A 26,539-nucleotide genomic window follows, 5' to 3' on the forward strand; every position below is an offset into this window, starting at 1 on the left:
GGAGCAGGTCGCGGGCCGGGCGCAGAGGGGGTCACCCTTTCCGCTCCCGGCCCGCATCCTTCCCCCATGGCGCTGTGCCCGACCCGTATTGATTCATTCATTCACCAGCGGTGCGTCACAGAGACCGATGTGCCCCTCGTTCGACACGTCTCGAGGGGCGACACCGGACACCGTAGGCTCCGTGCGAAGAACTCCACGCGACATGCGAAGGTGACTTCGCACCCATCCCCTGGTAGGCTGTAGCCATCATCAAAAACTGCCGCACCACCCGACCCGGGGCTCAATCCAAGCAGGGCGGTGCGGCCCGACCACCCCCCAGAAGGGGCAGAAGGAGGATTCCCGTGAGAATCACCCACACCCATGATGCCTGGCCCTGGCCCAAGGAGACCAGGAAGGCCACAGTCACACTGGTGGTCATCGTCGTCGTGGCCGTGGTCGCGGCCACGCTGACCGGTCACGGAACAGCGGTGGTCGGAGCGATCGCTCTCGCCGCCCTGACCGTGGCCGTGGAGGAGCTGCTGCGCGCGGCTCTGAAGTACTGGTTGCGCGTCGCCTGAGCGACGTCGCCGAGGAAGGACGGGCTCTCCACGTGGGAAGGTCGCACATCCATGGCTCCTGAGCAGGCCTGGCCCACCTCCGGGGACGGCCGCATCCCCCTGGGGCGTTTCTGTCGTGTCACGGCCGGTCCGTCCGGCTCGCTGCTCGACAACCTCCAGGAAGGCCCCAACGGGGTTCCGGTCATCGCACCCCCCGACCTCACCGAGCACTTCACCGTGGACACCCGGCGCCTGCGCCGGGTGTCCCACCCCCAGGCAGAACGGCTCGCCCGGTTCGAGCTGAGGGCGGGGGACGTGCTCCTGGTACGGCAGGGCACCCTCGGCCGGCTGGCACTGGTGAAGGACGAGCAGGCCGGTTGGCTGTACAGCTCGTCGTGCCTGAGGATCCGCGTGGACCAGAGCCTGGTCCTCCCGGCGTACCTGGCCGCCTATCTGACCCACCCCCCGGTGCAACGGGAGCTGATCGCCCAGGCGCAGTCCGGTACGGTCCCTTCGCTCAACTCGACCATGCTGACGGAGTTCCCCGTCGAGGTTCCCCCGATGGACCGGCAGCACGACGTCGTCGCGGCGCTCGCGGACATCGACGAACAGATCACCGTACAGAGAATGATGCTGGACCGCCTGGTCGCCCTGCGGCCGTCGGTCTTCGAGCAGCTCACCAAGGGAGAATGATTCGGTGGACGCGATGTTCTCCAGGCCGCTCACGGTGGACAGCCTGGACTTCCACCTCATGCAGGCCGCCGATCTCCTGCGCGGCGAGGTCAACACCTCGGAGCTCACCCAGTTCATCGGACCGCTCCTGCTGCTCAAACGCGTCTCCGACCAGCCGGGCCTCCTCCGCGTCCCAGACGTCGCGCGCTGGGAGTACGTGGTGGACCACGCCCGGCTCTCCGCCGGAGACACCCTGAACAGGGCGCTCGCGGCGCTGGAACAGAACAACCCCCGACTCCTGGCCGATCTCTTCGACCCCGTCGACTTCAACAGCCCGTCGGCCGAACGGATCGCCGTACGACTTCTGCGTCACTTCGACCAACTGCCCCTGAGCGACGACGATCTCGAGTTCGGTGACGAGGTGGGCCGGGCTTTCGACCGTTTCCTCACCCGCATCGCCTCCTCGGCGGGCAAGGGCTCGTCCCAGTTCTTCACGCCCCGGGCCGTGTGCCGGCTGATGGCAGAGCTCGTCCGCCCCCAGGGCGGGCAATCCGTCGCCGACCCCCACGCCGGTTCGGGCGGAATGCTGCTGAGCGCTGTACACCACCTCGCTGAGCACGGCGGCAGCGGAGCGCACCTGTCGTTGTACGGCCAGGAGAAGAACGGTTCGACCTGGCGCACCGGACGGCTCAACCTCCTGCTGCACGGCATCGTCGACGCGACCATGGACAACAGCGACTCGCTCACCGACCCGCTGATCGACGGATCTGGGCTCATGCGTTTCGACCGTGTGCTCACCGCGCCGCCCTTCTCCACGAGCTACAAACAGAACGAGGTCGGCCACCCCGAACGCATGAGGTACGGCTGGGTCCCGGAAGGCGGCAAGAAGGCTGACCTCATGTTCGTGCAGCACGTCCTCGCCGCTCTGCGGCCTCAGGGCCTGGGCGCCGTCGTCACGCCTCACGGCGTGCTCTTCCGAGGGGGAGCGGAAGGCGAGATCCGCCGGGGCATGGTCGAGGACAATCGGCTCGAGGCCGTGATCGGCATCGGAGCGAACGTCTTCTACAACACCGGCATCCCCGCATGCATCCTGGTGCTGCGCGGTACGGGTGATCCGCCCGAGGAGCGCCGCAACCGCGTGCTGTTCGTCGACGCGGAGCGTGAGGTGACCACCGGACGCTCACAGAACAGGCTCGACGCCCAGCATGTCGCGAAGATCGCGGACGTCTATCTCGGCTGGCGGGACGTGCCCGGTTTCTCCCGGGCCGTCTCCCTGGCGGAGATCAGGGAACACGACTACAACCTGAACATCGGCCGGTACGTGGACAGCGCCCCGCCCGCCGAGCCGTTGTTGGACATCGGCGCGGCGCTCACGGGTGGTGTGCCCCGACGGGAGGTCCAGGCCGAGGCCCGCCGCTTCCATGCCTTCCGTATCGCCCCGGACGACCTCCTGCACCCCTTTCGCCCGGGTTACTGGAGGTTCCCGCCCGAGGGCCACGAGGCGGCGGCGCTCCGCATCCCCGGCCTCGCCTCTGCGGCGGAAGAGGGTTTCCTGCGCGAAGTCCGCTCCTGGTGGGCGGATCAGCGCCCGCTCTTCAGGAAGGTGACCGGCGGCGAGGCGTGCCTCGCCGAAGCGCGGTCACACCTCGAGGAGACGTTCTGTCGCAGGCTGATCCCGATGGAGATCCTGGACCGCTACCAACTGCTCGGCGCCCTGGCCGCATGGTGGTCGTCCCACGAGGACGATTTCAGGGCACTCACCGCGTTCGGCTACCACGGGGTGGTCCGGCGTGTGCGGTCGTCTCCGAAGGACGCGCCGGGACGCGTCTACCGTAAGCCGCCCCCGCCTCCGCGGGGAGAGGAGGCGGCTTTCGTGCTCGACTGGCTGGGCGCCGACCTGCGGGCCCACACCGAGGAACTCGTCGCGGGGGAGCGTCAGAAGCTGGTCGACGCGTACCTGCGGTGGGGCGAGCGGTACGCGGTCTCCATGGCAGACCTCGAGCGTCGGTACCAGACCGCCGCCGACCGGCTACGTGATCGCATGACCGGTCTCGGCTACTTCTGAGGGACATGACGACGGCCGTACGGCGGCAGACACTCCGCCGTACGGCCAGACGGCCGGATCGCCGTACCCGACCTCAGAGGCGCGTGACGTCCAGGTCGCCCTCGGCGTACTGCCTGCGGAGCACCTTCTTCAAGAACCTTCACTGATCACACTAGTTCTGCGCTAGTCTCAAGATCAACGAACAGTGCAGGTCAGGCACCTAGCGTGCCAAGTGTGCGCCCGCAGGGGTGGGGAGAGGGGTCACGGTGGTCGTGAGACTCGGGGGGTACGCCCGGATCAGCCTCGACAAGAACGGCGAGGAACTGGGCGTGGAGCGGCAGCGCCGGGACTACAGGCAGGTTGCCGGGGTGCGGCCCGGCTGGGAGGTCGCGCGCGACTACGTCGACAACGACGTAAGCGCCTTCAAGCGCAACGTGGTTCGCCCCGAGTTCGAACGGCTGCTGGTGGATCTCCAGTCGCGTGTCATAGACGGTGTGATCGCCTATGACCTTGACCGGTTGGCCCGGCAACCGCGCGATCTTGAACGGCTGATCGACGTATTCGAGGAGCGGCCGGAACTGGTCTTCTGCACGGTCACGAACGACATTGACCTGTCGACGTCGGACGGGCGCACGATGGCGCGAGTCATGGTCGCCTTCGCCAACAAGTCCAGCGCCGACACCGGCAGGCGCGTAGCCCGTAAGCATCGTGAGCTTGCGGACGCTGGCAAGAACGGCGGAGGCTTCCCGCCGTTCGGCTGGAAAGAGGATCGGGTGACGATTGACCCGGACCAGGCGGCCCTGATTACTAAGGCTCATGACGATCTGTTGGCGGGTACGCGGCTTTCTACGATTGTGACGGAGTGGCAAGCCAAGAACGTGCAGACGTCTCGCAATACCGGAAAGCCGATTACCCGCGTCGCCGTAAAGGGCATCCTCAAAAATCCGCGCCTGGCCGGTTTCCGTGCCGTCAAGCACCAAAAGCACATCGGGGCGGACGGCAAGCCCGTCATGGGCATTTGGGAACCGATCTGCACCCCGGAGAAGCTTGATGCCGTGATTGCCGTTCTGGAAGGTGTCCGGACGCAGTACACGACGAGCAACCAGAGCAACAACCACAAGTACCTATTGAGCGGCATTCTGCGCTGCGCCGAATGCGGTACGCGAATGCTTGCCAACATGCGTTCTTCGTGGAAAGAGGGGAGCAAGGGAAGCCGCTTCTTCTACCGATGCCCTGCCGTCAGTGATGGGGGGTGCGGGAAGGTGTCCCGCGCCGGTGAACCGATCGACAGGCACGTCATCAATCTGATTCACGACGCCGAGGCGAAGTTGAAGGCACCTAAAAGCGAGGCGGCCGAATGGTCCGGAGCTGTCCGACTCGCCGAGGTAACCCAAGAAATCAGCGAACTGATCGCCGCCATGAACACTAAGCGAATCTCCGCCACTACGGCTATCGCCATGCTGGAACCCTTGGAGCGCGAACGCGACGAATTGGAATACGAGCGCAACAAGCACACGGTCGAGAAGATCAAAGCAACTGCCGCCACTGTGGACCTGTCAGAGGAATTTGAGCGCCTACCCATTGAGCGGCAGCGCGCAGTAATCCTGAAGCACGTACGGGCAATCGTGGTGCACTCGGCGGGCCGAGGTGCCCGCAAGTTCAACCCCGATTTGCTAGACGTTGTGTGGGCCGCGTAGCCGTCTCAGTGAACCCAAAGAGGCCCCGCTCTCAGAGCGGGGCCTCTTGCTTTGCTTGTCACTTCGGCTGCACTTCGCATCCGTAGGTGCGGTACAGCTCCCTCGTCCAATCTTCGCCCCTCACCGGGGCAGCCGATAGCTGTCGTTCAATCCACGCGCTCATTTCCGGCGTGCGCTCTTCAGCGGGCGTATAGCGGCTCAATACTGGCCGTCTCCATTCATCCTATCGACTGATGGAGACAGGTTGCATCGCAACCCCCTGGCGAAGTCAAAGGCAGCGTTTAAACGCTCAACGATCGGCCTGTTTAAACGCCCTTACTTGAAACCGCCACCCTGGGCGGGTTAGAACTGCATACCGTGTTTAGCCAGTCCCGGCGATAGCCGGGCTTTCTTTTGCCCAACCCCGACCGGAGTACCCGTGCCTCAGACTTCTCGCGTCGACCATGACTTGTGGCGGCGGTCTATATCGCATGACCCGAGGGTGAAGCAGAACACGTATGCCGTCGCCATGGCGTTTGCCATGTTCGGCGACTACACAGACGGAACCGATGTCTTTCCGTCCATGGCGACCATTGCCGAGATGGTCGGCCTATCCAGCGCGACGAAGGTTCACCCGCACCGTAAGAAGCTGGTCGAGTACGGCTATCTCACCGACACCGGCGCGCATTCGTCCGCCGACACGGTTGTCTACCGTCTCACTGCCCCGGCTGAGGTTGTTGCAGCCGTCAAGGCCGGACGAGAAACCCGCACCCGCAGGAAGCCCCCGAACGGCCCTTCGAAGGCCGCTACGGCAAGCCTCGACCACTCGGCCCCCTCGGCCGGAGATCGACCTTCTACGGCACCCGTAGGGCCGATCGAACTCACCCTTGAGCAGAAGACTTGGTTCCTTGGCGGAGAGAATCAGCAGTCCTGGCCGTGGACGGATATTCCCTACGCCGTAGCCGAAGATGCCTACCGGTCGTACACCGGTAAGGCGACTTCCTAGCCCGTGTACCCGTACGGGTACACGGGCTATCCCCCAGGCGGTACAGGGGATGTACCCCTACGGGTACACAATCTCATAGGGATCTCATTAGAGATCCCATAGCTAATAGCTCATAAAGAAGGTGTACCCCCTCGGGTACACCTAGCCTTGGCCGAACGAAGTGAGAGACCGACAGGCATCCTGACGGAGCCTGTCTCTGGCCTAGGCCGAAAGCTCGAAGCTGCGAAGCAAAGCTGAGAGCAGAGAGAACACGACCCCTTCGGCTTGTCACCCTCGGAGTCTCTAACCGCCAAGGCAGAGTGAACGACTCCGCAAGAGGAGCCGGAACCCGGAACGCCAGACGAGCATTCAGCCGTCTTCGGCAGCGGCTGAATGGCTCTACTTGGCCGGCTGCGACGGCCGATCGAATTGTTCCGCTTAGCCGAGGTGAAACGAACGACCTTGAGAACCTTCGCCCGGACGAACGTCCCCCGCTTCGTGGCGTACACGTTCGGGCAGTCGTCTTCACCGCACTCGCCGTTCCCGTTTCCCGTGAGCCGAGTCAGTTCTTCGCGCGCCATAGCGAAACCCCCTGCTACATGGCCCCGGTTGGGCCGTCATGCACGACGGTACGAGGGGGCGTGTCGGAGCGTCTATGCGTTCACGCGACTATGCGCGTTGTCGCATAAACCGGTGTCAGGAGGGGCCGCGCGGCCGCCTGTCGCGCCCTCGCGGCCGAGGGGAGCGACAGAGCCCCCAGTGTCGCGCTCTGGGGGCTCTGGGGCCTCTGCTGGCTCAGTCCAGCTTGGTCACGTCCAACTGACCCAATCTGAGTGATTCGCGAATCTTCTTCTTGTCGAACTTGCCGACGCTCGTCTTCGGGACGGCCTCGATGATCGTCCAGCGCTCGGGGAGCTGCCACTTGGCGATGCCGCCCTCGGCGCCGAGGAAGGCGCGCAGGGACGTGAAGTCGGCGGTGGAGCCCTCCCTGAGGACGACCGTGGCCAGCGGGCGCTCGCCCCACTTCTCGTCGGGGACGGCCACGACGGCGGCCTCGGTGACGTCCGGGTGGGACATCAGCGCGTTCTCGAGGTCCACTGACGAGATCCACTCGCCGCCGGACTTGATGACGTCCTTCGCACGGTCGGTGAGGGTGAGGAAGCCGTCGGGGGAGATCGTGCCGACGTCACCCGTCTTGAGCCAGCCGTCCTCGCTGAACTTGTCGGCGGGGCGCAGGGGTTCGGCGTCGGGGCCGTTGTAGTAGGCGCCCGCGATCCACGCGCCGCGCACTTCCAGCTCGCCCGCCGACTCGCCGTCCCAGGGCAGGCGTTCGCCGCCGGGGCCGGTGAGGCGGGCCTCGACGCCGGCCGGGAAGCGGCCCTGGGTGAGGCGGTAGCCGAACTCCTCGTCGGTGCCGACCGCGTGGGCCGGCGGACGGGCGATGGTGCCGAGCGGGGAGGTCTCCGTCATGCCCCAGGCGTGGCAGACCCGCATGCCCAGCCCGTCGAAGGCGGTCATGAGGGACGGCGGGCAGGCCGAGCCGCCGATGGTGACCTGGGTGAGGCCGGAGACGTCCCGCGGCTTGGCGGTGAGCTCGGCCAGCAGGCCCTGCCAGATGGTGGGCACGGCGGCCGCGTGCGTCGGCTTCTCGCTCTCGATCATCTCGGCGAGCGGCGCGGGCTGCAGGAAGCGGTCCGGCATCAGCATGTTCACGCCGGTCATGAAGGTGGCGTGCGGCAGGCCCCAGGCGTTGACGTGGAACTGCGGGACGACGACGAGCGAGGTGTCCTGGTCGGTCAGGCCCATCGACTGGGCCATGTTGACCTGCATGGAGTGCAGGTAGATCGACCGGTGGCTGTAGACGACGCCCTTGGGGTCGCCCGTGGTGCCCGAGGTGTAGCACATGGAGGCGGCCTGGCGTTCGTCCAGCTCGGGCCAGTCGTAGGCGGCCGGCTTGCCCGCGACGAGGTCCTCGTACTCGTGCACGCGCGCGTGGGAGCCGTCGAGGAGGGAGCGGTCGCCGGGTCCGGAGACGACGACGTGCTCGACCGTCCTGAGGTGCGGGAGCAGCGGGGCGAGCAGCGGCAGCAGCGATCCGTTGGCTATGACCACCTTGTCGGCCGCGTGGTTGACGATCCAGACCAGCTGCTCGGGAGGCAGGCGCAGGTTGAGGGTGTGCAGCACGGCGCCCATCGCGGGGATCGCGAAGTAGGCCTCGACGTGCTCGGCGTTGTTCCACATGAGCGTGGCGACCCGGTCGTCGCTGGACACCCCGAGGTCGTCGCGCAGGGCGTGCGCCAGCTGGGCGGCGCGGTCGCCGATCTCGGCGAAGGAGCGGCGGTGCGGCTCGCCCTCGCCGGTCCAGGTGGTCACCTGTGACGAGCCGTGGATCGTGGCCCCGTGCGTCAGGATCCTCGAGATCAGCAGCGGTACGTCCTGCATGGTGCTCAGCACGGCGTCCTCCCAGGGCGGCGACATTGCCTGCGCGGTGGTAACGGTTGTGCTGATTCTGCGCACATACCGCGCGGTATGTCACTAGGAGGCGGTGATCGATCAGGTCACGTTCAAGCCCCGGTCAAAACACCATGTCGGCCCGCTATCGCACAAGCCCCAGTTCAGGGTCCTCGCGCAGCTTGCCGAGCGCCCGTGACACGGCCGACTTCACGGTACCCACCGAGACGCCGAGCACCTCGGCCGTCTGGGCCTCGCTGAGGTCCTCGTAGTACCTGAGGACGACCATCGCGCGCTGCCGCGCGGGCAGCTTCATGATCGCCTGCCACATCGCGTCGTGCAGCGCCTGCTGCTCGGCCGGGTCGTTCCCGCCGGTGACCGGCTCCGGCTCCGGCAGCTCGTCGCACATGTACTCGTCGACCTTGCGCTTGCGCCACTGCGACGTGCGCGTGTTCACCAGGGCGCGGCGGACGTAGCCGTCCAGCGCCCGGTGGTCCTCGATCCGCTCCCACGCGACGTACGTCTTGGCGAGGGCGGTCTGCAACAGGTCCTCCGCGTCGTTCGGGTTCGCCGTCAGCGACCTGGCGGTGCGCAGCAGCACCGGCTGACGGGCTCTGACGTACGACGCGAAGGACGGATACGGTGCGGGCCGCGTCCTGCCGTTCGACGCGCTGGTGCAGACGAGTGTGGTCATGGCTCCCACGCTAGGTTCGCCTGCCGGGCGGGCGGATCGGCCGCAGGTCCCTAAGACGCGTCCCTCTCAGGTTGTAGGGGTGGTGCCTGCTCCACCTCCTACAGGTGGACGAGCCCTCACCGCCCGTCGGGGATGCCCCTGGGGCCCGGGCAGCCGTCCCGCACTCTCAGCCGTACGTCCCCGGGCCCTTGTCCTCCCGGCCGTGGCCCCCCGGGCCGTGCGTAGGCCGCCCCCGGGCCGTGCGTACGCCGTCCCCCGCGTGCGCAGGCCGTCCTCAGCCCGTGACGGGGCGTGTACTCCGGGGCGTGCACGGGGCGTGGACTCCCGGGGCGTGAGTGGGGTGTGGACTCCCGGGGCGTCCCGGGCTCTCAGCCGTCCGCGACCAGTACCAGGCCCGAGGTCGGCACGCCGGTTCCCGCCGTCACCAGCGCCCGTGCGGCGTCCGGGACCTGGTTCACGGAGGTGCCCCGCAGCTGCCGTACGGCCTCCGCGATGCCGTTCATCCCGTGCAGGTACGCCTCGCCGAGCTGGCCACCATGGGTGTTCAGCGGCAGCCGGTCCTCCGCCACGAAGCCCGCGGCCTCGCCCGGCGCACAGAAGCCGAACTCCTCCAGCTGCATCAGCACGAACGGGGTGAAGTGGTCGTACAGAATTCCCACGTCGACGTCGGCCGGCGCCAGCCCGGAGGTCCGCCACAGCTGACGGGCGACCACGGACATCTCCGGCAGGCCCGTCAGGTCGTCGCGGTAGAAGCTGGTCATCTGCTCCTGGGCCCGGCCCGCCCCCTGCGCCGCCGCGGCGATCACAGCGGGCGGGTGCGGCAGGTCGCGGGCCCGCTCCACGGAGGTCACGACCAGGGCCTGACCGCCGTCGGTCTCCTGGCAGCAGTCCAGCAGCCGCAGGGGTTCGGCGATCCAGCGGGAGGCCGCGTGGTCGGCGAGGGTGATCGGCCGGCCGTGGAAGTAGGCGGCCGGATTGCCCGCCGCGTGCCGACGGGCCGTGACGGCCACCGGACCGAAGGCCTCCTGCGCGGTCAGCCCGTAGGCGTACAGGTACCGCTGGGCCGCCATCGCCACCCAGGACGCGGGGGTGAGCAGCCCGAACGGCAGCGACCAGCCGAGCGCCGCCCCCTCCGCCGACGGCTCCCGGCGCTGCACCCCCGAGCCGAAGCGGCGTCCCGAACGCTCGTTGAAGGCGCGGTAGCAGACGACGACGTCGGCCACGCCCGCCGCCACCGCCAGCGCCGCCTGCTGCACGGTCGCGCAGGCCGCCCCGCCGCCGTAGTGGACCCGCGAGAAGAAGGACAGCTCGCCCATCCCGCAGGCCTGCGCCACGGTGATCTCCGGGCTGGTGTCCATCGTGAACGTCACCATGCCGTCCACGTCGGCCGGCACGAGCCCCGCGTCGTCCAGTGCGGCCCGTACGGCCTCCGCCGCCAGCCGCAGTTCGCTGCGCCCCGAGTCCTTGGAGAACTCCGTCGCACCGATCCCCACGACGGCGGCCCGCCCCCCGAGCCGATCGCGCTCCCGCACGCTCATCGAACCCCCGACCCCGAACTCGACCCAGGCCCCGACCCCGACCCTGGCCCCGGGACGGTGAGTGTGACGGTGCCGGTGACATGGCGGCCGACGCCGTTGTCCCCGGTGACCCGCACCACGGCGGTGTCCCCGTCGACCTTCTCGACCCGGCCCCGCAACACCATCGTGTCGCCCGGGTAGTTGGGCGCCCCGAGCCGGATGGCCACCTTGCGCAGCACGGTCGTCGGGCCGAACCAGTCCGTGAGGTAGCGGCCTACCAGGCCGTTGGTGGTGAGGATGTTCATGAAGATGTCGGGCGACCCCTTCTGCCGGGCGAGTTCGGGGTCGTGGTGGACGTCCTGGTAGTCGCGCGAGGCGAGGGCGCCGGCCACGATCAGGGTCCGGGTGACCTCGATCTCCAACGGGGGCAGCACGTCACCGGCCTTCATACGGCTCCCTCCCGCGCGCGGAACACGGGCAGCGTCAACTCGTCGTCGTACGTGCGGAACTCCAGCTCCACGGGCATGCCGACCCGCACCTTGTCGTAGGGGACGTCCACCACGTCGCTGATGACGCGGACGCCCTCGGCGAGCTCGATCAGGCCCACCGCGTAGGGCGGGGAGAACGCCGGGAAGGGCGGGTGGTGCATCACCACGTACGAGAAGACCGTCCCCTCGCCGCCGGCCTCGACGACGTCCCACTCGGGCCCGCCGCACGCGTTGCAGCCGGGCAGCCACGGGAAGCGGAGGGTGTCGCAGGCGGCGCAGCGCTGGATGAGGAAGCGCCGGTCGCGGACGCCCTCCCAGAAACCGGCGTTGTCGCGGTTCACGACGGGGCGCGGACGGCGCTCGCGGGGCCGCGGAGTGCGCCCCGCCGGGGCGTACTTGAGGACGCGGAAGCGGTGCGTGCCGACGAGCGTCCCGGCCACGCGCACGTCCGTCCGCGTCGTGACGAAGTGCCCGGCGCCCAGCTTGGTGGTCTTGCGCGGCGACACCGACTCGATCACCGTGTCGAAGGCGACCTCGTCGCCGGGCCGCAGCGGCCGCAGGTACTCCTGCTCGCAGTCGGTGGCCACGACCGAGGTGCAGCCCGCGTCGTCGAGCAGGGTGAGCAGCTCGTCGTAGGCCTGCGCGCGCCCCTGGTGACCGCTCAGGCCGCCCATGATCCACGCCTGCAGCATGGTGGGCGGGGCGATCGCGCCGGGGCCGGTGTACGCGGGGTTGCGGTCGCCCATCGCCTCGCACCAGTGCCGGATCATGGGCGCGTTGACGGGGTCCCGGCCGGCGCCGGCGACCGCGGCGGGGCGGCCCTCGTAGGCCTTGAGCCGCGCGTGGAGATCGTCGTCGTCCACGACCGCACTCCTTCCGGGACCGGGACGGGCGAAGCGGGCGGACTGCCGGTGACAGAACGGTTTCTGACTGTCCGTCAGATACGGTCCCTCTGTCAAGCCTCTGCCGAGCCTCCTTCGAGGTCGGGCGGCGCGGCCTTCGCCAAGGCCGGGGGCGGCGCGGCCTCTGTCGAAGCTGGGGGGAACGGCGCGCCCCCGACTCGCCTGGCGCGCTCCCCCCTTCCTTATTTCGAACAAGTGTACGACAATGGAGGCATGGCCACTACCGACCGGTTCCCCCGGCAGGCCACCACGCTGGCCCTCGCCCACGCCCTGTCGGCCGCCGAACGCGGCCTGGCCGTCATCCCCCTGTCCAGGACCAAGCTCCCGGCCCTGCGCTCCCCCCACCGCGACGAACACCGCGACAACCTCCGGGACGGCCACGCGGACGACCCCGCCGCCCCGCCCTGCCACGGCGAATGCGGCCGCCCCGGCCACGGCGTGTACGACGCCACCACCGACCCCGTCCGCATCCGCGCGCTCTTCGCCGCCGCCCCCTGGGCCACCGGATACGGCATCGCCTGCGGGCTGCCCCCGCACCACCTCATCGGCGTCGACCTGGACACCAAGTCCGACACGGACTCCTCGGCGGCCCTGCGCGAACTGGCCCTGCGGCACCTCTTCACGATCCCGCCGACGGTCGTCGTCCTCACTCCGTCCGGCGGACGGCACCTCTGGCTCACCGGTCCGCCGGACGTCGTCGTCCCCAACTCGGCCGGCCGGCTCGCCCCCGGCATCGACATCCGCGGCGCCGGCGGTTACCTGGTCGGCCCCGGATCCCGCACCGCACACGGCGTCTACGCCGCCGACCCGGGCAGCGCCCACCTCCCGCCGGCGCCCTGCCCGCCCTCCCTGCTGCGTCTGCTGGTCCCCCCGCCGCGCTCCGCCCGCCCGGGCAGGCAGCCGCCGGCGGGCGGCGCGCACGGCCGGGGCCTGATCCAGTTCGTCCTGGCCGCCCACGAGGGGCAGCGCAACACCCGGCTGTTCTGGGCGGCCTGCCGGGCGCACGAGAACGGCATCGGCACGGAACTGACCGAGGACCTGATCACCGCGGCCGTCCACACCGGCCTGACGGCCCGGGAGGCCGGGGGACGATCGCGTCGGCGGCCCGGATGACGGCACACCGCCCGGCCCCGTGAACGCGCCCGCCCGCCGGCGCAGCGGTCGTCAGTCCCCGGAGCGCTGCCCCCGGACGGCCGCCCGTCGGCGCACGGCGAGGGCGATGCCACCGCCGACCCCGACGAGACCTGCGGCGATACCGGCGATCACCGTGCTCCCGCCGCCCCCACCGGTCTCGGCAAGCCGGACGCCGCCGCCCGCCGGCGACGCGGCGGCCACGGGAGCGGCCGAGGCCGAGGACTCCGAGGACCCCTCGTCGGAGGGCGCGGCGGACTCCGAGGCAGAAGCCGAAGCCGACGGAGACGCGGAGGAACGACTCCGACGCCGAGGCCGACGCCGCGTGCGACCGACACGCGGACAAGCAGGGGAAGGGGTGCCCCTCAGGACACACTCACGGTCCAGGATGGCGGGGGAACCGTTCGCTAGTGCAGGCCTATGGGTGGCGTGCGCGGGGAGCCACGGCCGAGGTTTGGGCTCCCGGCCGGCGGCAATGGGGGAGGACGCTTGAACCAGCAGTGGCCGGAAGGACCGAACGCTGATCCCGATGCGGCCAGAGAGCGCTACAACGCAGACATGCGGGCTTCACGACGTGCGGTGCGGAATCTGTTTCGTGTGGAAGTGCCCGTTGCCCACATGGGCTTGGCGATCACGATCATCGCAAGCGTCTTTGTGGGAGTGGTCTGGTCGCCGAGGACAGGCGGGATCATCGCTGGTGCCTTTGCCGCACTGTTCGTCGTCGCCCTGGCTGTAACACTCCTGGTCGGTCGCCGAGGGCAGTACGCCGTACGCACCGCATACAAGTTCACCTTTGGTTGGGCAGATTGGATCACGCCCTAGCGTCGTGCCCCATCCGTGCCCGACAGACCGGGGACTCACGGGGAACGGCGGTCACCAGCAGGCAACCCACACGACGACGGCCCCCGTCCGTATTTCCTGGTCAGGGGCCGTTCACCTGCGGTGGGTGTGGGATTTGAACCCACGGTGACATCGCTGCCACGACGGTTTTCAAGACCGTTCCCTTAGGCCGCTCGGGCAACCCACCCATGCCCCGGCCCACCTGGGGCGGAGCGGGTACAGAGTACCCGGCGCGGGGGCCGCTCGGGGGGCGTGGCCCACACGGGGTCCACTGGCTCTGTCCACACCCCATGCCCAATGCGCCGATCACCAGCACCCGGCCTCCGCGTCACCCAGCCGACGCGGGCGAGCCAGAGGCTGTGCTGGCCTTGTTTGCATCCCCAGAGCGTCCGTGTCTACCGAGTTACGACTTTGCCTACTGATTCATGGTGGCTCGCTCCGCGCCCGCGGCCCGGCCCCCCGGTCGACCTGCGCTCAGGTCTCCGCCCCGCTCCAGCCCTGCCGGCGTCCGGGCCGCACGCTCAGCAATCGGCCGCCTGATGCTGGAGAAGGGATATGCCGTGGCTGGGGCTGTCGGCTCCAAGGCCCTACGCACCCACTGGGCGCGAGTCTCGAAGATCACGGCCCCAGCGTCGTGCTCACCTGGCAAGCCCACAGGCTCCCAACGCGCCGGAGGCTTAAGGGGCCTGTCACTCCTGCCGAAGCAGCTCCAGCCCAAGCCGCTACACCGGCCTTGCTCGCACTCACGGCAACCTTGCTCGTTCGCATCTGAGCCGATACCACCTACGCCGAACGGGAAAGGGCCGAACCCGGAACGGCCCGTCCGAGCCGGTCGGTGCGGCTTTGATCCGGCCGACGCCCCGGCCTCCCGAGACCAAGCCGATGGCTCGGAATCAAGCACCGACACCACCGACAGGGTGAAAAAGCGCACCCCCTACCCCCCTTCAGCCTCTTATCTTTATGTACTTTCATAAGCTTATTGCTAGTTTTCGATCGGTAAGTGATGATTCATCACCCCATCTGCAAGCACTCGCGCCGCGGACGTCCATTTACGGCCGAGGCCGCAGAACCTCGACACGAGACACGACTTCTGGCCTGACCGGAACTCACTACGGAGCTCGGAACCCCTTTGCCGGGGCGATGAGCTCAACGGCGACAAGAAAGGTCACCCCCATGGCAGTGGTTGCCAACTCGTCCCGTTCGCCAGGCAAAATCCGCATACTCCATCGCCTCAAGACCCGTCTTTCACTCTTGCCGGGTGTAGCGCTGCTGGCCACGGCCACGGTCGCGCTCACTTCAGGCGTCGCGCACGCCGCAGAAGCCCCCGTCGAACTGGGGACGGCCACGAGTTACTCGGTCCTGGCCGGTTCCACGATCACCAACACCGGCCCCACCGTCATCAACGGCGACGTGGGACTGAGTCCGGGCTCTTCGGTGACGGGCTTCTCATCGTCGACGCCCTCCGGCCCCGGGCAGATCTTCGGCGACCTGCATGTGGCCGACGCCGAGGCCGCTCAGGCAAAGACGGATCTGACCACCGCCTACAACGATGCGGCCGGCCGAGGCCCTGGAGCCGCTATTACGGCCGATCTGGGCGGACAGGTACTGGTCCCCGGCGTCTACACGGCCTCGACGTCAATGGGACTCACCGGAGCCCTCACCCTCAACGCCAAGGGTGACCCCAACGCCGTCTTCATCTTCCAGGCCGGATCGACACTGACCACCGCTTCGGCCAGCAGCGTCATCCTCGTCAACGGTGCACAGCCCTGCAACGTGTTCTGGAAGGTGGGCAGTTCCGCTACTCTCGGGACCAATTCCACCTTCGTGGGCACCATCATGGCCGACCAGTCGATCACCGTAACAACGGGCGCCAAGATCCAGGGCCGTGCCCTTGCGAGGATCGGCGCGGTAACGCTGGACGACAACGTCATCACAACGCCGATCTGCGCGACCGGCCCCACCGGCCCCACGGGTCCCGCTGGACCCACGGGTCCCGCTGGACCCACGGGTCCCGCTGGACCCGCTGGACCCGCTGGACCCGCTGGACCCGCCGGACCTGCCGGACCTGCCGGGCCCAAGGGGGACACCGGACCTGCCGGACCCACGGGAGACACCGGACCTGCCGGACCTCAAGGCCCTGAAGGGTCCCAGGGACCCGCCGGACCTGCTGGATCCACGGGAGACACCGGACCTGCCGGACCTGCCGGGCCCAAGGGGGACACCGGACCTGCCGGACCCACGGGAGACACCGGACCTGCCGGACCTCAAGGCCCTGAAGGGTCCCAGGGACCCGCCGGACCTGCTGGATCCACGGGAGACACCGGACCTGCCGGACCTGCCGGACCCAAGGGGGACACCGGACCTGCCGGACCTCAAGGCCCTAAGGGTCCTAAGGGGGACACCGGACCTGCCGGACCCAAGGGCCCTAAGGGGGACACCGGCCCGGTCGGCCCTAAAGGCCCTAAAGGCCCTAAAGGACCCCAGGGTCCCGCGGGACCTGGTGGTGAAGGTGATCACGGGCACCACAACGACCACGGCGACCACGGCGACCACGGCGACCACGGTAACCACAAGCCCAACTGCCAAGAGCACCAAGGCAAACAGCCCTGGAGGCACGACGGGAAGCGCGTGTCGCTGACGTCCCCGGCGGCGTGCAGGGACTAAGCGAAACCTCGTCCGCATCTCCTTGAGGCGACGGTCGAGACGAGTAAGGGGCGCCTTCCAGGAAGGCGCCCCTTACAGACGTTGACGAGCCAATCTGACGGCTGCATCGCAGTCCTGTTCCGCTTGTACACCAAGGCCATTCACCGCAGCCAACAGCGCTCGAACGAACAGATCGAGCGGGCCTTGGAGGCCGAGATAGGACCCGTCGGCCATGTGCACCGCGGCAGGAAGCAGTGGCGTGACGATCGCCACACCATCGCCCTCAAGATTTTTTGCCGGTAGGCCGGGCGCCCGCGCCTAGAGGTACGAGCCTTATCCCGACTCTCGCCTCTCGGCTAGGAGCCGCAAGTTGATAACCATCTACGTCGGAGTGGACGACACGAGCGATCTGCATGAGCTGGTCACCTCGACAGCCAAGCAGTTCGAGGAGGACCTGACAGATCCGCGCGGCAATGGTCGATTCCGTCCTCCCTCCGCGCTGCCTTCTCTCGCGGGTACGGAGTTCCCGGCGGGCGGTGCTCGGGGGTGGTCCGGGGGCGGCGGAAATGCCTCGACACGTCCGGCGGTGGGCCGGGATGCTCGGCGTGATGACCAGAACTGACGACATGCCTTCCGCGTGGGACGAGCGGACCCAGCTCACCACCTTCCTCGACTACGCCCGCGACACCGCTCGCGCCAAGTGCGAGGACCTCTCCGACGCGCAGGCCCGCGAGGCGCCCCTGCCGGGGTCACCGCTGATGACGCCGAGCGGCCTGATCAGCCACCTGCGCTGGGTGGAGTACTACTGGTTCCGGGTGGTGTTCCTCGGCGAGGAGGACGAGGGGCCGTGGACCGACGAGGACCCCGACCGCGAGATGCGCGTCGCCGTGGACCTTCCGCTCGCGCGGTTGCTCGAGGAGTACGCCCGGCACGCCGAGCAGCACCGCGCGCTGGTCGCCGGGCACGGCCTCGATGCCACGGCACAGCGGGCGACGCGCGACGGCCGTCATGTGGACCTGCGCTGGATCCTTCTGCACCTGGTCGAGGAGACGGCGCGGCACAACGGCCACCTCGACGTCCTGCGCGAACTGATCGACGGCCGGACGGGCGTCTAGGCGTCTTGGTGATGAGCCGCACGCGCGCGGGGCCGTCGGCGCTGAGGCCGGGGTGTCACGCGCGCGTGCGTCCGGGACGGGGGGACGGGGGGCGGGGGGGGGACGATCAGTTGTCGCCCTTGCGGGAGCCGAGGGTCAGGTCGACGGTGTGGGACTTGCCGTCCCGCTCGTAGGTGATCGTGACCTTGTCGCCGGGCTGGTGGGTCCAGATCTCGCCGATGAGGGTCGGGCCGCTGTCGATCACCATGTCGTCGAGCTTGGTGATGACGTCGCCGGGCTTCAGGCCGGCCTTGGCCGCCGGGCCGCCCGCCTCGACCGCGGACGCTCCGCCCTTGGCCGTGGGCGTGATCGTCGCGCCGCCCGAGGAGTCCTGCAGGGAGACCGACGCCCCGATCTTGGCGTAGACGGGCTCGCCGGTCTTGATCAGCTGCTGGGCGACGTACCTGGCCTGGTTGATCGGGATGGCGAAGCCGAGGCCGATCGAGCCGGACTGGCTGGTGCCGCCCAGACCGCCGCCACCGGTGGACTGGATCGCGGAGTTGATGCCGATGACGTTGCCCGAGGCGTCCAGCAGCGGGCCGCCCGAGTTGCCGGGGTTGATGGAGGCGTCCGTCTGCAGGGCGCTCATGTAGGAGGCCGAGCTGCCGGTGCTGTCACTGGAGGCCACCGGGCGGTTCTTCGCGCTGATGATGCCCGTGGTGACCGTGTTGGACAGGCCGAAGGGCGCGCCGATCGCGATGGTCGAGTCGCCGACCGCCACCTTGTCGGAGTTGCCGAGAGTGAGCGGCTTGAGGTTCGAGGGGGCGTTCTTGAGCTTGATGACGGCGACGTCGTAGCCCTGGGCGTGCCCCACGACCTCGGCGTTGTACTTCTTGCCGTCCGGGAAGGTGGCCGTCACCTTGCCGCCGTCGACCGCTTCCGCGACCACGTGGTTGTTGGTGACGATGTGGCCCTGGGTGTCGAACACGAAGCCGGTGCCGGTGCCGCCCTCGCCGCTGCTGGACTCGGCCTGGATGGTCACCGTGCTGGGCAGGGCCTTGGCGGCGACGCCGGCGACGGTGCCCGGGTCGCGTTTGACCTCGCCGCCGTTGGTGGAGGAGGAGACGGTGGTCGAGCCGGTGTCGTCGTCGTTCTTGGCGAGCGTGTAGCCGAGGCCGCCGCCCAGGCCGCCCGCGACCAGCGCGGCGATCAGGATCGCGGCGACGAGCCCGCCACGGCCCTTGCCGGACTTCGGGGCGGGCTGCTGATAGGACGCGCCCCAGACGGTCCCACCGGCGCCGCCTGCACCACCGGCCCCGCCGGCGGCCGCGGAGCCGCCGTCGCCGTACGCGTGCGTGCCCGCACCGCCGTCGCCGTACGCGTGCCTGCCCGCGTCGGCGTACACCGGCGTGACCGGGGCCGGGCCGGGCCAGTCGCCTTCGGGGGCGGCCGGAGAGCCGTGCGGGGCGACGGGGGGCGGGGCCGTGCCCGTGTGCGGCGCCGAGGGGGCCTGCGACGGGGCCGGCGGCGGCCAGTCGCCGTCCGTCGGCGCCGGTGCGCCCTGCGGCGCGGTGGGCGGCGGCCAGCCTGCCTCGGGAGCGCCCGCCGCGTGGGCGGGCGCTCCCGGCGCCTGGACGTGCGTCGCCGGGAGCTCGGTGGTGGGCGCACCCGCGTCCGGCGCGGACTGCTGCGCGGAGGCCGAGGGAGAATCCACCGGCACGGGGGGTGCGGACGGGGCCGGGGGAACCTGGGTGCCCTCGTTCTTGCCCTCGTTCTCGGTGTTCACAGCTCTTCTCCTCGATCCACGGCTGTTGTCGTCGGTCGTACTCAGGTCACGCTCGTCGCGCGCTGAAGCAGTACAGGTGTTCCTGTGTACGTCTCAGCTTTTCCCACGGGCCGTCAGAGCACCATAAGCGGTGGCTGTGGGTCCTTGACCATTCTTTATAAGGGGTATTACGCACAATAAGCGCGCATCTTCGAAACATCTCAGAGGGTTCTCAGACGACTGCGTGCCGGTGGCACGATGACGCGGTGACTCACGCACGGCAGCACCACATTCAAGTCGTCGCTCACCGAGGCGCTTCCGAGGAGGCCCCCGAGCACACCCTGGCCGCGTACAAGAAGGCGATCGAGGATGGGGCGGACGCCCTCGAGTGCGACGTACGGCTGACCGCGGACGGTCATCTCGTCTGCGTGCACGACCGTCGCGTCAACCGTACGTCCAACGGACGCGGCGCGGTCTCCGCCCTGGAGCTCGCCGACCTCGCGGCGCTGGACTTCGGCTCCTGGAAGACGAAGGAGGCCCGCGACGCCTGGCAGACGCGCGAGGAGGACCCGGACTGGGAGGTCCGGCCCGAGGACCGCGAGGAGACCTCCGTCCTGACCCTGGAGCGTCTGCTGGAACTCGTCTCCGACGCGGGACGCCGGGTGGAACTGGCCATCGAGACCAAGCATCCGACGCGGTGGGCCGGGCAGGTGGAGGAGCGACTGCTGGCGCTGCTGAAGAAGTTCGGCCTGGACGCGCCGGCCTCGGCGGCCGAGTCCCCGGTGCGGATCATGAGCTTCTCTGCCCGCTCGCTGCACCGGGTGCGCGCCGCCGCTCCCACGATGCCGACCGTGTACCTGATGCAGTTCGTCTCGCCCCGGCTGCGCGACGGCCGACTGCCCGCGGGCGTCGGGATCGCGGGCCCGTCCATGCGGATCGTGCGCAGCCATCCCGCCTACGTCCAGCGGCTGAAACGAGCCGGGCACCAGGTGCACGTGTGGACGGTGAACGAGCCCGGCGACGTCGACCTCTGCGTCGAACTGGGCGTCGACGCCATCATCACCAACCGCCCGCGCGCGGTGCTCGGACGACTCGGCCGCTGACCCAGGGGACGCGGGCCCATGACTCTTGAGCCCGCACCCCCTTCGGCCCGTGCCTGCCTTGAGCCGTGCCTGCCTTGACCCGTGCCTGCCTCAACCCCTGCCCTCTTCGGCCCCTGCCTCCTTCACCCGTGCCTCCTTCGGCCCGCGCGCCCGGCCCGAAGCCCCGAGAGGGGGCCTGAGTCCGTTCGGAGAAAGTCACAGAAGTCCCACGTGTCCCATCCACACCTCTTGACCACACCGTGCGTCTACAGCATTCTCCGTTCCAGCCATACCGTCCAAATTCAGCCACGCACTGAACAGGCGCTCACAGGGAGTGCTCCGGCGCGTTCGCTGCGTATTCGGTCGTTCCGAATGCGTCGCCGGACCTGCATTGGCCGGTTTCCGGTACAGGCCAATGGGGCATCCACTCCGTGGCGTGGGGCGAAGGAGGTCTCGGGGGTGGCGTTGGTGGTGGCACAGGAGGTGCCCGCGTCGTCGAGCATGGCCGTATCCCATGGCCCTGCGGGCGTGGGAAACGCGAGACACCGCATGCGCGATCACTTGCGCAGGGGCGGAGTGTCGGAATCGGTCATCGACGACGCCGTACTGATCCTTTCCGAACTCCTGAGCAATGCCTGCAAGCACGGCAGACCGCTGGGCGACGCCCTGGCCGGGGACGGCGACGTCCGGGCCGCGTGGCGGGTCGACCCGGGTGGCCGGCTGGTGGTCGAGGTGACCGACGGCGGCGGCCCGACCCGCCCGGCCCCGGCCACTCCTTCCGTCACCGCCCACGGCGGTCGCGGGCTCAACATCATCACGGCGCTCTCCGACGACTGGGGCGTACGGGACGACGCCCGCGGTGAGGTGACGGTGTGGGCCGTCGTCCACGCGGACGTGTACGACCCGGACGCCGGCTGTCGACGCGACGACTTCGCGAGCCGGGTCGCCGCCCCGTCGGTGGCCTCGATCCCCGGCCTCGACTTCGCGGACGCCTTCGACGACCTGGACTAGGGACGCGAAGGTCCGGGACTTGACGAACCGGTACGTGAAGAACGGGCACGCGGGGCGTCGCGGGGAACGTCGCGCACGACTGCCGCGTCGTCCACGTCGTCCACAGGTTCCCGTGACGGAGCGTACGAACGGCTAGGCTCCCGCCGTACCAGACGAGCCGTAACCGGGAGACACCCAGATGGCCAAGAAGCGACTCCAGACGACCGCAAAGCGGCCGCAGCCCACCGACGCGGACATCCCGGTCGTCGGCGCGCGGGAGCCCTGCCCGTGCGGCAGCGGTCGCCGCTACAAGGCCTGCCACGGCCGGGCCGCCGCGCACGCGGTGACCGAGCTGGTGCAGCGTCCCTTCGAGGGCCTGCCGGGCGAGTGCGACTGGGTGGCGCTGCGCGAACTGGTGCCGGCCGCCACGGTGGAGCTGGCGCTGAAGGGCGGTCTGCCCGAGGGCGTTCCGTCCGTCACGCTCGCCACCGTCCTGCCGATGGCCTGGCCCGCCCTGCGCCGCGACGACGGCTCGGTGCTGCTCGGCCTGCAGAACGACACGCCGTCGGGCGACCTCAGCCGTGACCTGGCGGACACCCTGCAGCGGGCGCTGGAGTCGGACCCCGGCACTCCGGTGCAGGCGCGCCGCGCCCCGGCGGACGGTCCGCGGATGCAGGATCTGCTCGACGCCGAAGGCGCGTTCGAGCCAGTTGTGCACAGTGGCTTCGAGTTCTGGGTCCCGGACCCGGAGAACGCCGCGCCGGAGGTGGCCGCCTCCCTGGAGCGCGCCAACGCCGCGGCGATCCCGACCGTGAAGCTGACCGGCGTCGACGCCGCGTACTGGTGCGAGACCCCGGACAAGAACCACCTGCGCTGGGTCATGCCGCACCCGGAGGAGCAGCTTCTGGACGCCCTCGCGCGGCTGCACGCGGCGGGCCGCTCCGGCCTCGGCGAGGGCACGCGTCTGGTGGGCTCGTTCCGGGCGCACGGCGTGACGGTGCCGGTCTGGGACCTGCCGAGCGCGGTCACCGCGGACGACGTGGAGAAGCCCGCCGCCGAGTTCGCCGAGCGCCTCGCCGGGGCGCTGGCCTCGGACGCGCCGCTCACCGCCGACGAGCGTCGCGCGCGTGGCGGCCTGACCAACCGACAGGTGACGCTCAGCTGACACACAGGTACGGGAGACGGCCGCGCTGACCGGCCGGCCAGCGGCCCGGACGCCGGCGGCCGGCGTGAGCCCGCTCACAACTGCCCCCGGAACAAGGCGAGTCGGCGCCTCGAGCGCCGATTCGCCGGTGTCCGGAAAGCCGATGAAAACAAGAGATCGAATTTGCGTAGCGCCGATCTCTTGTTACCGTTCGAGGAGCCCGGTTGCTGGTGCATCCCCCGTCGCCAGCAACCGGGTTCTTCTGTTTCCGGCCCCGCTCACGCGCCGACACCGCACGTCAACTGCCCGTGTCCGAGGGGAAGTTGCTGCCGGAGCGGAGTAGCAGCGGACTGTCTCCGATCGCTTCGGCGAACTCCGTGACCGCCGTGTACGCGGCCGGCTCGCCGCGGCTCGGCTCATGGGGCGTCTCACAGGACTGCGGCTCGTCCTCGGCGGCCACCGTGCACCGCGTCCGCACGGTGCGGCCCGCGGGGCCCATGAGGCTCAGGAAGGCGTCCAGGGCGCGCCCCGTGGCGTTGCGGTAGTAGGTGCGCGCCCAGGTGTCCTCGCCCCGGGAGAGCACACAGGTCTGCGCCTCGACCCCGTCGGGGGAGGTCAGCTCTGGACCGCAGCGGGCGGCGGTCGCCAGGCCGATCCCCAGCAGCAGCGGCGACCTGGAGGGGCCGCCGGAAGGCCCATCGGTGTCGGCACCGCGCCCGGCAGCCCCGTCGGTCCCACGAGTCCCATCGGTCCCGGCAGTCGCATCGGTCCCGTCGGTCGCACGCCGCTCGGCCCCGACAGCCCCTTCGACCGCACGCGGCTCGCCCACTGCGCCGGCAGCGCCCGTGCGCCGGTCCGCCGCGCCGACGGCCCGCTCGGCGGCCGTGCCGGAAGAGCGCGGGCCGGCGGCATGCACGTCGGCCCGGTCGGACGCGCGTCCGTCTTCGCCGGCCGGCCCCGCGGACGCCATGGCCAGGGGCAGGGCGATCGCGCCGGTCACGACGCCCCCGAGGGCGAGCAGACGAAGGTTCATGTAGCGGAAGATAGAGGGCGGACACGGGCGTCCCGGCCGGCGCGCACCCGACACCCCTACAACTCGGGAGCGCTCACACCCGTACGAGTGAGGGCGTCCACGACGGCGTCCACCACGGCCTCGACGTCGGGCACCCAGGGCGAGGCCGAGCCGGGCAGGGGAGCCCGCTCCCACCGGATGTCCCCGTTCCCCGTCACCGACGGGGGCAGGGCGAGATAGCCGCCCTCGCCGTGGAAGCGCAGGGAGCCCGGCACGAAGTCCTTGGCGTAGAGCAGCTCACCCAGCTGCTCCATCGAGTACGGCCGGACGAGGATGAACCAGCGCGTGGGCGAGGCGACGACCGGCCCGAGGCGCATGCCCTGCTCGTCGAGCGCCACGAGCGCGCGCGACGCCGCGAGGGCGGGGAGGCTGACCGCGCAGGGGGCGGCGCCCCCGGTGGCCAGGATGATCGGTGCGGCCGGCCGGTTGCCCCACCACCAGCGCACCATGCGCGCGTCGCAGGTGGCGGCGAGGAGGCCGGGGTCGAAGGGGTGAGCACCGGGGACCGTGCACTCCGGGTCGGGGCAGGTGCAGCGGGAGGTGCTCCGCTGGTCGGCCGCCGCTCCCGGGAGGACGGGCCACTGCCAGTCCTCCGCGAACGTCAGTGCCGAGTCGATCAACTCAGGTCCCGCGTCGCCGGACTGGGACAGGAGCCTGCGTCGCTTTCCGAGGATCTCGCGCATGAGCGCTCGTTCCTTTCCGTTGCACCGCTGGCAACACCGTGGGCCACATCACACCATGTGTCGATCACTTCACTGTGCGTACCTTTTGGCGCATCACACCCCTGTACTGGACAAGGGGAACCCCTCAGGGTCGAGCGGTGGCTGCTCGCGCGGCCACTCGATCCGACTCGCGTCCATCTAAATGCCGGGCGTGGCGTGGGGTGGCGAAGTCTGGCGTTTAACGTCGCACGTATTTCTCTCCGCCTCCGCCACGGGAGGATGGGGCACGGTCGTCGATGACTATGACGCCCGGTGCGGTCACCAGGTTCCGGAGGCTCCTCACGAGCTCCCGACGACCCCTGGCCCTTACCGAGTACGTACCCATCACGACCGCTGTGACGCTCCGTTGAGCAAGGCCAGTCGACCGCAATCAACCGTTACCCGAGGCAGTTTTAAGCCAATCTTGCAATTTCGCAAGGGAGCCGGAAGAACCGTGCGCGATTCTCCCAAAGACCCCGTGGACACCAGCGACCCCGGCAGGACAATGCTGGACATCCCCTCACGAGTGCGTGTACATGTGGAGACACCGCTAGCGGCGCAGAATGACATGGGGGTTTGCGATGCTTTTGAGCAATACGCTCCGGTCCGAGAGCCGGACGCCATGAACGCCCCTCACCCTCCGAAAGTGGCCGGAATCGATCCCACGGTTCCTTCGCCCGCACACACTGTCCCGCCCGCGCCCGCCGTCCCGGGCGGTTCCGCCGTCCCCGTGGCCGCCTCCGTCCCCCCGGATCCGTCGTCCGGCGCTCCCGGCATGCCGGGAGCGGGGGCCCTGCTGACGGACCGGCTGGCCGGCTGGGTCTCGGACCTCACCACGCTGCACGAACTCACCGAACGCCTGGCCCGTACGGCCGTGCTGCACGACGCCCTCCAGGAGCTGCTGCACGCCGGAGCCGCCCTCGTGGGCGCCCGCCGCGGTCTCGTCGTCCTCGAACCGGCCGACCGGCTGGGCCCCGACACCACCATCGGGCTGGGCCTCGGCCGTGCCGACCTCGGCCACATCGAGACCGTCCCGCGCAGCGCCCTGTCTTACGGCCGCATCCTCGACGGGCTGCCCGGCGGCGAAGGGGAGATCACCGAGCCCGACCTCCTCTCCGGGGACGGCCTCGACCCCCGTCACCGCGAGGTGGCCGCCCGCCTCGGCTACGCCGCCAGCTACGCGCTGCCGCTGGAGGCGGACGACGCCTCCGGCCGGCTGGGCGCGGCCGTGTGGCTCTACGACGAGCCCGCCGAGCCGGGCGAACGCCAGCGCCACCTGATCGGCCTGTACGTCCGGTACGCCGCCGAGCACCTGGCGCGGCTGGTGGAGCTCGAGCGCACACGCGCGTGTATGAAGACCATGTCCGAGGAGCTGCTGCCGTCCCGGCTGCCGCGCGTGCCCGGCGTCCAGCTCGCCGCCCGGCACCGCACCGGCCCGCGCGGGGGCGGCGACTGGTACGACGCGCTGCCGCTGCCGGACGCCGCACTGGGTCTGGCCGTCGGTTCCGTCACCGGGTCCGGGCCGAGCGCCGTCGCCGCGATGGGCAGGCTGCGCGCCTCCCTGCGGGCGTACGCGGTGATGGAGGGCGAGGACCCCGTCGCCGTCCTGTCCGACCTGGAACTGCTGCTGCGGCTGACCGAGCCCGCGCGGTCGGCCACCGCGCTGTTCGCGTACTGCGAACCCGCCCTGCGCAAGATCACCCTGGCCGGCGCGGGGCACTGCCCGCCGCTGCTGGTCGGGGAGCGGCGCACGGAATTCGTGGAGACCTCCGTCTCCGCGCCGTTGGGCATGCTGGCCTGCTGGGAGGCGCCGAGCGTCGAGCTCGAGGCCGAACCGGGCGAGACGGTCCTGCTCTACACCGACGGACTGCTGCACCGCACCGGCGACCCCGCCGACCGCGCCTTCGCCCGGCTGCACGCGGCGGCCGCCGGGGTGCCCAAGCCGCTGCGCCAGGACCCCGGGGCGGTCGCCGACCACGTACTGCGCACGATGCTGCCGGACGGCCTGTACGAGCAGGACAGCGACGAGGACGTGGTGCTGCTCGCGGCCCGTTTCGAGTAGGGCCGCGGCGACAGCCGGTAAGAGGTCATTCGGGCCTGGGCCCCCTTCCG

21 protein-coding genes, 1 tRNA gene and 1 pseudogene are annotated in these 26,539 nt (G+C 69.8%); 13 read left to right on the plus strand and 10 right to left on the minus strand.

Annotated features, from left to right (window positions below; genetic code table 11):
- Window positions 1-341 precede the first annotated feature (341 nt).
- The 5 genes from QF032_RS19575 (at window position 342) to QF032_RS19595 (ending at window position 5,934) form a co-directional block, all read left to right on the plus strand.
- Window positions 342-557 (plus strand): hypothetical protein, encoded by a 216-nt coding sequence (locus tag QF032_RS19575; RefSeq protein WP_307056825.1) that lies wholly within the window; start codon window positions 342-344, stop codon window positions 555-557.
- 51 nt (window positions 558-608) lie between these two features.
- Window positions 609-1,229: a restriction endonuclease subunit S gene (locus QF032_RS19580; protein ID WP_306950372.1), complete on the plus strand. Its 621-nt coding sequence runs from the start codon at window positions 609-611 to the stop codon at window positions 1,227-1,229.
- 13 nt (window positions 1,230-1,242) lie between these two features.
- The gene (locus tag QF032_RS19585; protein ID WP_307056827.1) at window positions 1,243-3,273 is read left to right on the plus strand and encodes an N-6 DNA methylase; all 2,031 of its coding nucleotides are present in this window, start codon (window positions 1,243-1,245) and stop codon (window positions 3,271-3,273) included.
- Between the two features lie 245 nt (window positions 3,274-3,518).
- Entirely contained in the window at window positions 3,519-4,949 is a 1,431-nt protein-coding gene (locus tag QF032_RS19590; protein ID WP_307044350.1) for a recombinase family protein, read from the plus strand.
- Window positions 4,950-5,430: 481 nt separating this feature from the next.
- A complete protein-coding gene (locus QF032_RS19595; RefSeq protein WP_307056829.1) occupies window positions 5,431-5,934 on the plus strand; it encodes a winged helix-turn-helix domain-containing protein in 504 nt (167 codons plus the stop codon).
- Between the two features lie 774 nt (window positions 5,935-6,708).
- Here QF032_RS19595 and QF032_RS19600 read toward each other — a convergent pair.
- From QF032_RS19600 to QF032_RS19620, 5 genes are all read right to left on the minus strand, one after another.
- Window positions 6,709-8,391, minus strand: coding sequence for a long-chain fatty acid--CoA ligase (locus tag QF032_RS19600; RefSeq protein ID WP_307056831.1), 1,683 nt, complete (start codon window positions 8,389-8,391; stop codon window positions 6,709-6,711).
- Between the two features lie 118 nt (window positions 8,392-8,509).
- A complete protein-coding gene (locus QF032_RS19605) occupies window positions 8,510-9,058 on the minus strand; it encodes a SigE family RNA polymerase sigma factor (protein ID WP_306950374.1) in 549 nt (182 codons plus the stop codon).
- Window positions 9,059-9,426: 368 nt separating this feature from the next.
- Entirely contained in the window at window positions 9,427-10,596 is a 1,170-nt protein-coding gene (locus QF032_RS19610) for a lipid-transfer protein (protein ID WP_307044355.1), read from the minus strand.
- Complete coding sequence (locus QF032_RS19615) at window positions 10,593-11,024, minus strand: MaoC family dehydratase (protein WP_307044358.1); 432 nt, start codon at window positions 11,022-11,024, stop codon at window positions 10,593-10,595. Before QF032_RS19615 ends, QF032_RS19610 begins: the two co-directional genes overlap by 4 nt.
- Window positions 11,021-11,926 carry a bifunctional MaoC family dehydratase N-terminal/OB-fold nucleic acid binding domain-containing protein gene (locus QF032_RS19620; protein ID WP_307056832.1) on the minus strand — a complete coding sequence of 302 codons (906 nt, stop codon included), beginning with the start codon at window positions 11,924-11,926 and terminating at the stop codon, window positions 11,021-11,023. The genes QF032_RS19615 and QF032_RS19620 overlap by 4 nt, the downstream gene beginning before the upstream one ends.
- A gap of 252 nt (window positions 11,927-12,178) precedes the next feature.
- Here QF032_RS19620 and QF032_RS19625 point away from each other — a divergent pair.
- Window positions 12,179-13,101: pseudogene (locus QF032_RS19625) on the plus strand (bifunctional DNA primase/polymerase).
- Between the two features lie 28 nt (window positions 13,102-13,129).
- On the opposite strand, the gene QF032_RS19630 reads toward QF032_RS19625, so the two are convergent.
- Window positions 13,130-13,300: a hypothetical protein gene (locus tag QF032_RS19630; protein WP_307044365.1), complete on the minus strand. Its 171-nt coding sequence runs from the start codon at window positions 13,298-13,300 to the stop codon at window positions 13,130-13,132.
- Window positions 13,301-13,585: 285 nt separating this feature from the next.
- Here QF032_RS19630 and QF032_RS19635 point away from each other — a divergent pair, with 285 nt between their 5' ends.
- Window positions 13,586-13,918: a hypothetical protein gene (locus QF032_RS19635; protein WP_307044368.1), complete on the plus strand. Its 333-nt coding sequence runs from the start codon at window positions 13,586-13,588 to the stop codon at window positions 13,916-13,918.
- A gap of 118 nt (window positions 13,919-14,036) precedes the next feature.
- On the opposite strand, the gene QF032_RS19640 is transcribed toward QF032_RS19635, so the two are convergent.
- Window positions 14,037-14,123 (minus strand) — tRNA-Ser (locus tag QF032_RS19640).
- A 986-nt stretch (window positions 14,124-15,109) separates the two neighbouring features.
- On the opposite strand from QF032_RS19640, the gene QF032_RS19645 reads away from it, so the two are divergent.
- Window positions 15,110-16,600 carry an ice-binding family protein gene (locus QF032_RS19645; RefSeq protein ID WP_307056834.1) on the plus strand — a complete coding sequence of 497 codons (1,491 nt, stop codon included), beginning with the start codon at window positions 15,110-15,112 and terminating at the stop codon, window positions 16,598-16,600.
- Window positions 16,601-17,187: 587 nt separating this feature from the next.
- A complete protein-coding gene (locus QF032_RS19650) occupies window positions 17,188-17,694 on the plus strand; it encodes a DinB family protein (protein WP_307056836.1) in 507 nt (168 codons plus the stop codon).
- Window positions 17,695-17,800: 106 nt separating this feature from the next.
- On the opposite strand, the gene QF032_RS19655 is transcribed toward QF032_RS19650, so the two are convergent.
- Window positions 17,801-19,459 carry a S1C family serine protease gene (locus tag QF032_RS19655; protein WP_307056838.1) on the minus strand — a complete coding sequence of 553 codons (1,659 nt, stop codon included), beginning with the start codon at window positions 19,457-19,459 and terminating at the stop codon, window positions 17,801-17,803.
- Between the two features lie 245 nt (window positions 19,460-19,704).
- On the opposite strand from QF032_RS19655, the gene QF032_RS19660 reads away from it, so the two are divergent.
- The 3 genes from QF032_RS19660 to QF032_RS19670 all read left to right on the plus strand — a co-directional run bounded on the left by QF032_RS19660 (window position 19,705) and on the right by QF032_RS19670 (window position 22,675).
- Window positions 19,705-20,541 (plus strand): glycerophosphodiester phosphodiesterase, encoded by an 837-nt coding sequence (locus QF032_RS19660; protein WP_307044372.1) that lies wholly within the window; start codon window positions 19,705-19,707, stop codon window positions 20,539-20,541.
- A 351-nt stretch (window positions 20,542-20,892) separates the two neighbouring features.
- Window positions 20,893-21,531, plus strand: coding sequence for an ATP-binding protein (locus tag QF032_RS19665; protein WP_307044374.1), 639 nt, complete (start codon window positions 20,893-20,895; stop codon window positions 21,529-21,531).
- Between the two features lie 178 nt (window positions 21,532-21,709).
- The gene (locus QF032_RS19670) at window positions 21,710-22,675 is read left to right on the plus strand and encodes a DUF5926 family protein (protein ID WP_307056839.1); all 966 of its coding nucleotides are present in this window, start codon (window positions 21,710-21,712) and stop codon (window positions 22,673-22,675) included.
- A gap of 277 nt (window positions 22,676-22,952) precedes the next feature.
- Here QF032_RS19670 and QF032_RS19675 read toward each other — a convergent pair whose 3' ends face one another.
- Entirely contained in the window at window positions 22,953-23,687 is a 735-nt protein-coding gene (locus QF032_RS19675; RefSeq protein WP_307056840.1) for a hypothetical protein, read from the minus strand.
- Window positions 23,688-23,743: 56 nt separating this feature from the next.
- A complete protein-coding gene (locus tag QF032_RS19680; RefSeq protein ID WP_307044378.1) occupies window positions 23,744-24,409 on the minus strand; it encodes a bifunctional DNA primase/polymerase in 666 nt (221 codons plus the stop codon).
- Window positions 24,410-24,932: 523 nt separating this feature from the next.
- Between QF032_RS19680 and QF032_RS19685 the strand changes: the two genes are divergently transcribed.
- Complete coding sequence (locus QF032_RS19685; protein ID WP_307050192.1) at window positions 24,933-26,489, plus strand: PP2C family protein-serine/threonine phosphatase; 1,557 nt, start codon at window positions 24,933-24,935, stop codon at window positions 26,487-26,489.
- The last annotated feature ends 50 nt before the right edge of the window (window positions 26,490-26,539 follow it).

This window comes from Streptomyces achromogenes, from assembly GCF_030816715.1.
GTDB lineage: Bacteria > Actinomycetota > Actinomycetes > Streptomycetales > Streptomycetaceae > Streptomyces > Streptomyces achromogenes_A.